Source organism: Blautia sp. ZXY-1-B12 (assembly GCF_056339915.1).
The window spans coordinates 1-9,861 of the sequence record NZ_JBWJVP010000268.1 but is presented as its reverse complement, the minus strand read 5'-3'; the positions used below and the strand labels follow the sequence as shown (position 1 = coordinate 9,861).

Here is a 9,861-nt window from a genome sequence, read left to right as displayed (position 1 = left end):
GATCAAGGAGCTGTTCAATCCCCTGTCCGATCACTTCCGGGGTTGCGCTGTATACGCTTTTACAATCGTTCGTGCCAAGCATGAGAACGATAGTGTCTACTGGTCTGTGGCTCTCAAGGATTGCCGGAAGCATTTCTGTTCCTCTTCTTTCTGTACGGAATGGATCATCGAATACGGTGGTTCTTCCGCAGAGTCCTTCTTCGATTACTCTGTAGCCTTTTGTTCTTACTTTGTCATCCAGGATGCTGGTCCAGCGGGTACCCCATCCGTATCTCTGATTAGTAGTTCCCGGGATTAAACCGTATGTATTGGAATCACCGAAACATAAGATTTGTTTCATGTCTTGTCACCTTCTTATCTGATATTTTTAATGGGATTTTTTGCTTTCCCTGTTTTCATATTGATTTGATAGGAATACTATACAATCTTTATTTTTGTTTGTCAATCCCTTTTTTGTATTTTTTGAAAATGTTTATTTGTACGTCATAAGTCATAAAGGGACGCTCAGAAATATTTTTATTTTCCGTGCGGTTTCGGGACCTATAGCAATCCTCGTAAATAATCAAAAAACTTTTGATACCGATATTATTTCCAGTCCTGAACTTTATATTTTTTATATTTTGCAGGTGTTGTTCCTGTATATTTTCTGAAAATTTTTATAAAATAGCTCTGTGTGGAAAAGCAGAGATATTCACTGATCTGTGCTGCTGTATAATCTGAATAGGTCAGCATATTACAGGCAGCTTCTATCCGTTCTTTCTGAATATAGTCGACAAAAAGCATTCCTGTTTCTTTTTTAAACAATCTGGAAAGATAACTGGCACTAATCCCTGCTGCCTCTGCAGTTTCTTCCAGTGTAACGGGAACATGCAGATGAAGATGAATATATTTTACTGCCGCTTCAATTTCTCTGCTGTAATGTCTCATTCCGGACTTTTGCACTTCCTGGGCAAATCTCAGAGCTGCTTTTTGTGATAACTTTTCTATGGAAGATTTACTGGTACACTCTTCCACTGTCTGAATATAGCCATCGCTTAATGCATAAGCAGTTTCTTCAGGTACGCCACCTTCAATCGCAGCTCTGGTAAACAGCGTAATTCCTGCGATAAACATATTCTTACTGTTTCGCAGTTCATTTCTGGACAGTATTCCAGGAGTTCCATCCGGTGTGATCTGAAAAACGGACTGTATTCTGTCTGTCTGACCATTCCTGATAGCATCATACTGCCGACGCTCACTTGCATAAGATTCATGTTTCTGTAAATTCTCACGTCTCTCAAATAGAGTATTCCTGCTTCGGTTCTCTGCAACCTGTTGTTCTTTTTCATTGTATTCCTTACTTTTCTCCTGCATCTTTATTCCTCTCGCATACGCAGCAATATTTTGTTATTTATATCAATATTTTACTATATTTTATCATTTGAAGGTGATATAGTCCAGATAAAGGCAACACAAACAATCTGTTCAACATATATTAATAAACTTATGGAGGAATTTATTATGAAGCGTGATTTAAAGAAAATCATCAGCCAGATGACTCTGGAAGAAAAAGCAGGCATGTGCTCAGGGCTTGATTTCTGGCATCTGAAAAGCGTGGAAAGACTTGGAATCCCGGAGGTAATGGTAAGCGACGGTCCTCACGGGCTTCGTAAGCAGGATGACAAAGGAGATCATCTTGGAATGAACGACAGTATCAAAGCAGTCTGCTTCCCTCCTGCTGCTTTAAGTGCCTGCTCTTTTGACCAGTAGCTTAATGGAAGCCATGGGCGAAACTATTGGCAGAGAAGCACAGGCAAATGACGTATCTGTTGTTTTAGGACCGGCTGTCAATATTAAACGTTCTCCGCTCTGCGGAAGAAACTTTGAATACTATTCAGAAGATCCATACCTTGCAGGTGAGATCGCTGCTGCATTTATCAATGGTGTACAGTCCCAGCATGTAGGAACTTCCATCAAACATTTTGCAGCTAACAATCAGGAATATCACCGCATGAGCAATTCTTCTGAAGCAGATGAAAGAACACTCCGGCTGAAATTTATTTTCCTGCATTTGAAACTGGCAGTAAAAAAGGCTCAGCCATATACCTTTATGTGCTCCTACAATCAGATTAACGGTACTTTTGCTTCCGAGAATAAATGGCTTCTTACCGATGTTCTCCGCAATGACTGGGGATTTGAAGGATATGTTATGTCTGACTGGGGTGCTGTCAATGACCGTGTGAAGGGTCTGGAGGCCGGCCTGGATCTGGAAATGCCAGGTTCCAACGGAACAAACGATGCTCTGATCATGGAAGCCGTAAAAAATGGCACTCTGAAGGAAGAAGTTCTGGATCAGGCTGTAGAACGTATCCTGAATATTATTTACAAATATGCGGACCACCGTGCACCGCAGGAATTTACCATGGAAAAAGACCATGAAGAGGCACGCCGTATTGCGGAAGAATCTATGGTCCTTCTGAAAAACGCAGACCAGATTCTGCCTCTGAAGACCTCTGAGAAAGTAGCTTTTGTAGGTGGTTTTGCCAAAAAACCTCGTTTCCAGGGCGGCGGAAGCTCTCATATTAACTGCTTTAAAATTACCAATGCACTGGAAGCTGTTCCTGCTGATGCACAGATTATTTACGCAGAAGGATTTCCTGCTAATAAAGATTTATACGATGAAAAACTGGCTGCTGAAGCACTTCAGGCTGCAAAAGCTGCTGATAAGGTTGTGATCTTCGCCGGACTTCCGGATAGTTTTGAGTCTGAAGGATATGACCGTTCTCATATGAGACTGCCAGAATGCCAGAACCGTCTTATTGGTGAAATCCTTGAAGTTCAGCCAAATACTGTGATCGTTCTTCACAATGGTTCTCCTGTGGAAATGCCATGGATTAATAATGTGAAAGGTATTCTGGAAGCTTACCTTGGCGGACAGGCAGGCGGAGCTGCTGTTGCAAATATCCTCTATGGTATTGTAAATCCAAGCGGTAAACTGGCCGAAACAATTCCGGTGAAACTGGCTGACAATCCATCCTACCTGAACTTCGGTGGCGGCGATAAAGTGGAATACCGTGAAGGTGTATTTGTAGGATATCGTTATTACGATACCAAGCAGATGGAAGTTGCTTATCCATTCGGATACGGACTCTCCTATACTACTTTTGCATACAGCAATCTGCAGATTTCCAACACAAATCCAACAGAAAAAGATACCATCACTGTTTCTGTAGATGTGACAAATACAGGCAGCATTGCAGGAAAAGAAATTGTCCAGCTCTATGTGAAAGACATGACAGCATCCACGACCCGTCCTGAAAAAGAACTGAAAGGCTTTGAAAAAGTCCAGCTTGCTCCTGGCGAAACCAAAACAGTTACTATGGAACTGGATAAGCGCAGCTTTGCATGGTACAATACCGAATTACACGACTGGTATGCTGCAAGCGGCAAATATGAGATTCTGATCGGTGCATCCTCCAGAGATATCCGTCTCTCTGAAACCATTGAACTCTCCAGCAGCCAGGTAATTCCTATGCATATTCATATGAACACAACACTGGGTGAACTTTTCAATAATCCAGACACAAAAGAAGCAGCAAAAGAACTGACTTCCAGATATCTCGCTGCAATGAACGGCGGTTCAGACACAGCTTCCGAATCTGCTGCTGAAGCTATCACTGAAGAAATGGTAGCAGCAATGACATATTCCATGCCACTTCGCTCTCTGTGCAGCTTTGGCGGATTCTCCCGGGCTGAGATCCAGGAGATGATTGACAAACTGCAGGCAATCTATAGCAATCCTCTGAAATAATGCATCTTAATCCAGCCCATCAGAGTGTGAAATCCTGCGTCAGATATCTTTGCCGTGCGTCAGCACGCCTGCAGATATCTTCCTTGTCTTTCGCACTCTGCTGAACTGTCTTAAATGCATTATTTACGAGGATTGCTATAAAACAAAAAAACTACTGTATATAAGCTAAATTTTTTTCCGGCTTTATACAGTAGTTTTTATTTATTTCTCTCTAAACCATTCCTTCATCACATCAAAAATTCTTATAAGCTCTTCGTCACTGATCACATATGGAACCATAGAATACATATAGTTCAAAAATGGCCTGCTGAACACACCCCGTTCATAAGCAAACTGCTGGAAGCCTTCCAGATTCCTGGAATCATGAACCTCCACGCACACGCAGCCACCCATGATCCGGACTTCTTTGATCCGTGGATCTGTGAATGCTTCCATCTCACCACGTGAAACCTGTTCAATATGACGGATTTTACTCATATAATCTTCACGCTCAAAAATCTCAATCCCCTTCAAAGCCACAGCACATGCCAGCGGGTTTCCCATAAAAGTAGGACCATGCATCAGGGCAAGTCTGTCATCATCACTGTAAAAGGCATCAAATACCTTGTGATTTGCCACAGTGACAGCATGACCAATATATCCTCCTGTAAGGGCCTTTCCAAGAACCAGGATATCCGGCAGAACAAGATCTGCCACAAAGCGATTACCTGTGCGGCCAAACCCGGTTGCAACCTCGTCAAAAATCAAAAGAACATCATACTGGTCACACAATTCTCTTGCTCTCTTCAGGAATGAAATATCATACATCCGCATTCCTCCTGCTCCCTGTAAAAGAGGCTCCACAATAAAGCAGTTCAGACGGTCATGATACTGTTCAAATGCCTCCTCCAGGGCCGGGATCTCAGTGGGAATATGGACAACACCCTCTTTTTTGTCAAAAGCGAAATGATAATCCTCGTCATCACCAACTTCCATTGCCTTAAAGGTATCCCCGTGATATGCATGTTCAAGAGCCAGCACTAACGGGCGCTTTCTTCCCTGATTGGTGTTGTATTGAAGGGCCATTTTAAGTGAGACCTCCACTGCAACACTTCCTGAATCTGAAAAAAAACAATAATCCAGATCTCCTGGCAGAAATTCCTGCAGCTTCGCAGAAAGCTTTTCCACCGGCTCATGTGTCAGTCCCCCAAGCATTACATGACAAAAACGGTCTGCCTGTTCCTTGATCGCTTCTGTCAGTTCCGGATGCTTATATCCATGAATCATACACCACCAGGAAGATATAGAGTCTATCAGCTTCTGATCTTTTGTATAAAGATGTACACCCTCTGCATCCAGAATCTTATAGGGAGCTTTCATTGTTTTCATTTGTTCATAGGGATACCATATCATTTGATCTTCACCTCATCATAAAATTCTGCCAGTACATCTGCATCTATATCAAGATCCTTCGCATTATCCTGTACTTTTGCAATAACCGGAAGGCCTGTCATATATTGGCACATAGCAATATTATCCTCTTCCATAATATTTCCGGGATGGTAATGGTTAAAAATAATACCTTTGATTGGAAGGGAATGGGCTTTCATATACTCAGCAGTCAATACAACACTGTTTATTGTACCAAGCCCTGCATCTGCCACCAGAATACTGGAAAGCTCAAACTCTCTTATCACATCTTCAAGCTGGATTTTGCGTTCATCAAAACAGAGCGGACAGAGGATACCGCCACTTCCTTCCATGGTAATATATTCATAATCATTTGCTGCCTTCAAAAATCCTCTTCGCACAACATCAAGATCCACCGGATTACCCTCAACTCTTGAAGCAAGATGAGGAGACCAGGCATTTTCATATACATAGGGACACATATCATCCAGAGACTGGGAAATACCAGACATCTCTTTAACAAAAAGTGCATCGCCCGGGATTAGACTTCCGTCTGCACGCCGGTCATTTCCACTCATTGCAGCTTTGTAATAAGCCGGATTTTTTCCTGCCTGTGCCAGTTTTTTTACGATCAGTCCTGAGAGATAGGTTTTGCCCATGTCTGTTCCTGTTCCTGTAATAAATACCGCTTTACTCATGATTCTTCCACTTCCTTCCAATATTCTGGTGTTACATTTCTGCCCATATCAGAGAGCATTTTTCGGTCGCTGCGGATGGTTGCGCAGGCAACAGTAGTCAGCATATTCCCTGTTATTGTAGCGGAGGCACCGGATTTAAAAGCGGTTTCCCCGTCATTGGTAAGAAGTGCCCGTCCGGCAGCAAGACGAATATTAGCCTCAGGATTAATATAACGAAAGAAGGCAATTGTCCGGAGGATATCCTGCTCTGAAAGCTGATCAAGATGTTCCAAAGGTGTTCCCGGAATGGGCATCAATGCATTGATCGGAATGGAGTCAATACCCAGCTCTGCAAGGCTGACTGCCATATCCAGGCGATCCTCCCAGGTCTCTCCCATTCCTATGATGCCACCGGAACATGCACACATTCCTTCTGCCTTTACCTTTTTCAGAGTTTCAATCTTCATATCGTATGTATGTGTCGTACATATATTAGGAAAATTTCTCCGCGAAGTCTCAATATTATGATGGTAACTGGTTACTCCGGCTTCATGAAGACGATGCAGCTGTTCGGAAGAAAGAAATCCCATGGAAGCACAGAGATCGATATTGCATTCCTTATACATGGTTTCATAGGCATGAATCGCCTGATCAAATTCTTTTCCGGTCAGAGCCTTTCCTGCAGTGACAATGGAAAAACGGTCAACGCCCTCCTCTTCATTCATTTTACATGCTTCCAGAATCTTTTCCTCGGGAAGAAAATCATAGATTTCACAGGAAGTATGGTGGTGTACTGACTGAGCACAATATTTGCAGTTCTCCGGACACCTGCCGCTGCGGCCATTGATAATGGAACAGAGATCTACCTTATCACCGATATATGCTTCGCGGATACGGTCTGCTCCTTCACATAACTCATCTAAATCACAGGTGAGAAAGAAAGAAAGATCATCTTTCCTTGTGATTCTGCGTCCATCAATAATTTCCTGTGCTAAAATAAGTGGATTCATTTTGCAAGCTCCTCCGTTTCCAGTCTGACATTTGATTTTGAATCAAAAAGATATTGAAGTACTACCGGTCTGACACGCTTTGCAATAACAGCTCCCAGAACACTTAATGCAATGTCACCAGGTACTGCAAGAAGAAAACAATAAAGAATCAGCGGCCAGATTCCAATCGGTGTATCGATCACATAATTACAGATCACATAGTAATAAACCATTCCACAGGCATAGACGATCATCAGACCTGCCAAATTCGCAAGTAAATAGTGAAAAACTGTCTTCTGCTTAAGACGCTCTGCAATAAGTCCGGTCACGTATGTTCCCAGGCAGAACCCTATAATATAACCGAAGCTTGGCTTGAAAATATACCAGATCCCACCGCCCTCCGAAAAGATCGGAAGTCCTGCCAGTCCCAACAGCATATAGGCAACCACAGAAATCATACCCCTTCTGGATCCCAGAAACAATCCGGCAAGCATAGTGAACAGGTACTGCAGTGTAAAGGGAACTACAGGTACAGGGATTTTAATAAACGCACCTGCTGCAATCAACGCCGTAAAAAGACCGCAATAGATCATGCTTTTTGTTTTAGTCATTTGTAAACCTCCATATATTTTATGGTTTACTATTTTAAAGCACAGAAGGTTAATTGTCAACTTTTTTATTTTCTCAGTTTATAGTTCGCCTGTTACTGTTCACACACCACTATCCCGCAAGGTGTTTTGGCATGAATATGCCAAAATCCCGAGACATACAAGCCAAAATTCCATTGCCGCAGGCAATCTGGAATGAATTTTGGCTAAGTTACTGTGAACGGAGTGAACAGTAACTTAGCCTTGCTATTTGCGTCACAGCATATATAATATGGTCAAGCGGATAAAATCATCCGCTTCGCTACTTGCTTGATTCGGTAATCACGACCACCGGCTAAGTCGGTGGTTTGCTTTGACCCTATAAGGGTCTATTACCGGCATTGGAGTCTAATGACTCATTATTCCTGTATTTTTTTTGCATTTTTCCATACCGTATCTACATAATATCCACGACACCAGAAATGTCTGTTTCCATATTCAGATTTGCATGTCTTTCGAATATCATTAATGTACTTTTTCATTTTAACCATACAAAAACGGCAGACCCCCCAATAAAGTCAAGAGATTCTGCCATTTTATTTTTCATCAACTGTCGAAAACGGGTGTGTGTCATTTCATCGGGAATTTCTTTCTTGCCAGGTCAGTTCTACTTTTTCCTTACAGTTCTCAGAAAATAACAGATCGACCACGCAATACTCATTCCTGCTGCAATTCCAAAAGCAAAAAGAAACGTATCCCGTCCATATTCCAATGCTCGAACAGTATTTCCTTCCACAATGCTGTTCATACAATAATAAAGAGTACTTCCGGGAATCAGAGGGATTACGGAAGTAACAAAAAAAGATGTAGATGTTTCTTTACAGATTCTTGCAAGAATTTCTGCATACACATCTGTAACAAAGCCAGCCATCAGAGTCGGAAGAAAAACATTTCCCCAGAATTCTTTTCCCAGAAGGAACACCAGCCAGCTAAGGAAGCCGCCAACTGCTGCCAGAGGCAAATATTTCTTTTTTATATGAAAAAGAATTCCAAATCCTACAGAGCCAATGGCTCCGGTAATTAATTGTATCATGATTGCTGCAGTCAAAGTCCAAACCTCCCAAATAAAATAATTGCCCCCATAAATCCAAGTGCCAGTGCCGCAGCAAGTAGTAAAGCAGCAATCAGACGGATGATTCCAGAGAGTGTATCACCAATAAGTACATCCCTGATTGCATTTGTCGACATCAACCCCGGAATCAAAAGCATAATGTCACCGATCATAATCTTATCCATGCGAAGGAATGGGCACAGCAAGGTTAATCCACAGATTGCACAGCCTGTAAAAAAAGACGCCACAAACTGAAAAGTCACTTCATTCATGCATACCGGACGAAGATATTGCTGTAATCCCCAGATCAGAACAGCCCCAAGCCCTGCTGCAACAGCATCCGGAATACTTCCACCATAAAAAAAAGCAAAACTGCATGCAGCCAGAAGGCTTCCAAGAAGTTTCCATAGCGGTTTTGTTTTATTTATATTAATTTTATCAAATTCCTTCCGAAGCTCTGCTGCCGGAACAGGATGATTACAAAAACGACGGCTCAGATCATTCAACTGCTCCAGTTTGGTAAAATCATTTCCTCCGCACTCCCTGATCCGTCGGGTCTGTGTCCGCGCTCCTTCTCCCGGAAATTCCATGGTAATAACGATACTGGATGTGATCACAAAAACATTCATCTGCGCAGCACCACAGGCATAACCCATTCGGTTCAGCGTATCCTCCACCCGAAAAATCTCTGCACCGCTGTTTAACAATGCGTCACCCATATCAAGAAAAATATGTAAAAAATCTTTAGATGTCTGCATAGGATTACTCCTTTAATTTTGCAGAAAAGAGTCCGGCATAATATACGCCAGTGTCTTACTTCTGCACTTTTGTATTCTGAAGATAGCTTTAGTATAAGGCTTAATTGCAGTTAATACAACTTCTATTTTATAGCGCTTTCATAAAATAGTTCCAATTCAGATTATTTTGAAAAAATAAGATGTGTTTTTCAGATCAAAAAATATGAGTAGTAGTCAAGAGGACTTGATGGATTAATCCGTCAAGCCCTTTCTATTTATTATGAGAAATAATCAGTGTACGAGCTGTCAAGTATTTTCTTCCTTCTTATAAAGATTAAAATTCTTGACAGCTCTGTTTTTGGCAAATAAAAAAATATCATAGAATCTAGTTTAATAGACTCATATGATATTTCTTTGATTACTCTTGTGATTACCCGTGAAGACGAAGACGCGCAAAAGCCTTCATTTTCAAAGGTTTCGAGCAGGGGATGAGAGAATCGAACTCCCACCAAAGGTTTTGGAGACCCCTATCATACCATTTGACCAATCCCCTACAAAGTATATTATACATACTTTCAAAA

10 protein-coding genes, 1 tRNA gene and 1 pseudogene are annotated in these 9,861 nt (G+C 41.9%); 2 read left to right on the top strand and 10 right to left on the bottom strand.

Going from position 1 to position 9,861, the window contains the following annotated elements; all coding sequences use genetic code 11:
- Positions 1 to 340 (bottom strand): GDSL-type esterase/lipase family protein (locus AC075L_RS19075; RefSeq protein WP_476388035.1); only part of this gene is annotated, 340 nt, incomplete at its 3' end.
- A gap of 245 nt (positions 341 to 585) precedes the next feature.
- On the bottom strand, positions 586 to 1,353 hold the full coding sequence (locus AC075L_RS19070; protein ID WP_008708213.1) for a helix-turn-helix domain-containing protein: 768 nt from the start codon (positions 1,351 to 1,353) through the stop codon (positions 586 to 588).
- A gap of 147 nt (positions 1,354 to 1,500) precedes the next feature.
- Here AC075L_RS19070 and AC075L_RS19065 point away from each other — a divergent pair, with 147 nt between their 5' ends.
- A complete protein-coding gene (locus AC075L_RS19065) occupies positions 1,501 to 1,749 on the top strand; it encodes a hypothetical protein (RefSeq protein ID WP_476388034.1) in 249 nt (82 codons plus the stop codon).
- Entirely contained in the window at positions 1,739 to 3,790 is a 2,052-nt protein-coding gene (locus AC075L_RS19060) for a glycoside hydrolase family 3 C-terminal domain-containing protein (protein ID WP_476388033.1), read from the top strand. Before AC075L_RS19065 ends, AC075L_RS19060 begins: the two co-directional genes overlap by 11 nt.
- Positions 3,791 to 3,991: 201 nt before the next feature.
- Here the strand turns inward: AC075L_RS19060 and bioA are convergent, their stop codons facing one another.
- The 8 genes and pseudogenes from bioA to AC075L_RS19020 form a co-directional block, all read right to left on the bottom strand.
- Positions 3,992 to 5,182: an adenosylmethionine--8-amino-7-oxononanoate transaminase gene (bioA, locus tag AC075L_RS19055; protein ID WP_008708215.1), complete on the bottom strand. Its 1,191-nt coding sequence runs from the start codon at positions 5,180 to 5,182 to the stop codon at positions 3,992 to 3,994.
- Entirely contained in the window at positions 5,179 to 5,877 is a 699-nt protein-coding gene (bioD, locus tag AC075L_RS19050; protein WP_008708217.1) for a dethiobiotin synthase, read from the bottom strand. The genes bioA and bioD overlap by 4 nt, the downstream gene beginning before the upstream one ends.
- Complete coding sequence (gene bioB, locus AC075L_RS19045) at positions 5,874 to 6,866, bottom strand: biotin synthase BioB (RefSeq protein WP_008708219.1); 993 nt, start codon at positions 6,864 to 6,866, stop codon at positions 5,874 to 5,876. Before bioB ends, bioD begins: the two co-directional genes overlap by 4 nt.
- A complete protein-coding gene (locus tag AC075L_RS19040) occupies positions 6,863 to 7,456 on the bottom strand; it encodes a biotin transporter BioY (RefSeq protein ID WP_008708220.1) in 594 nt (197 codons plus the stop codon). The genes bioB and AC075L_RS19040 overlap by 4 nt, the downstream gene beginning before the upstream one ends.
- Before the next feature lie 398 nt (positions 7,457 to 7,854).
- A pseudogene (locus AC075L_RS19035) lies at positions 7,855 to 7,970 on the bottom strand (IS200/IS605 family transposase); the annotation flags it as partial.
- Positions 7,971 to 8,099: 129 nt separating this feature from the next.
- Entirely contained in the window at positions 8,100 to 8,540 is a 441-nt protein-coding gene (locus AC075L_RS19030; RefSeq protein ID WP_008708222.1) for a threonine/serine exporter family protein, read from the bottom strand.
- Positions 8,537 to 9,301 (bottom strand): threonine/serine exporter family protein, encoded by a 765-nt coding sequence (locus AC075L_RS19025; RefSeq protein ID WP_008708223.1) that lies wholly within the window; start codon positions 9,299 to 9,301, stop codon positions 8,537 to 8,539. Before AC075L_RS19025 ends, AC075L_RS19030 begins: the two co-directional genes overlap by 4 nt.
- A 461-nt stretch (positions 9,302 to 9,762) precedes the next feature.
- Positions 9,763 to 9,833: transfer RNA gene (locus AC075L_RS19020), tRNA-Trp, on the bottom strand.
- Between the last annotated feature and the right edge of the window lie 28 nt (positions 9,834 to 9,861).

What these genes read in the sequence shown, in the direction of transcription:
- AC075L_RS19070 (WP_008708213.1), bottom strand. Translation starts at nt 1,353, where the DNA reads ATGCAGGAGAAAAGTAAGGAATACAATGAAAAAGAACAACAGGTTGCA.
- AC075L_RS19025 (WP_008708223.1), bottom strand. Translation starts at nt 9,301, where the DNA reads ATGCAGACATCTAAAGATTTTTTACATATTTTTCTTGATATGGGTGAC.
- AC075L_RS19040 (WP_008708220.1), bottom strand. Translation starts at nt 7,456, where the DNA reads ATGACTAAAACAAAAAGCATGATCTATTGCGGTCTTTTTACGGCGTTG.
- bioA (WP_008708215.1), bottom strand. Translation starts at nt 5,182, where the DNA reads ATGATATGGTATCCCTATGAACAAATGAAAACAATGAAAGCTCCCTAT.
- bioB (WP_008708219.1), bottom strand. Translation starts at nt 6,866, where the DNA reads ATGAATCCACTTATTTTAGCACAGGAAATTATTGATGGACGCAGAATC.
- bioD (WP_008708217.1), bottom strand. Translation starts at nt 5,877, where the DNA reads ATGAGTAAAGCGGTATTTATTACAGGAACAGGAACAGACATGGGCAAA.
- AC075L_RS19065 (WP_476388034.1), top strand. Translation starts at nt 1,501, where the DNA reads ATGAAGCGTGATTTAAAGAAAATCATCAGCCAGATGACTCTGGAAGAA.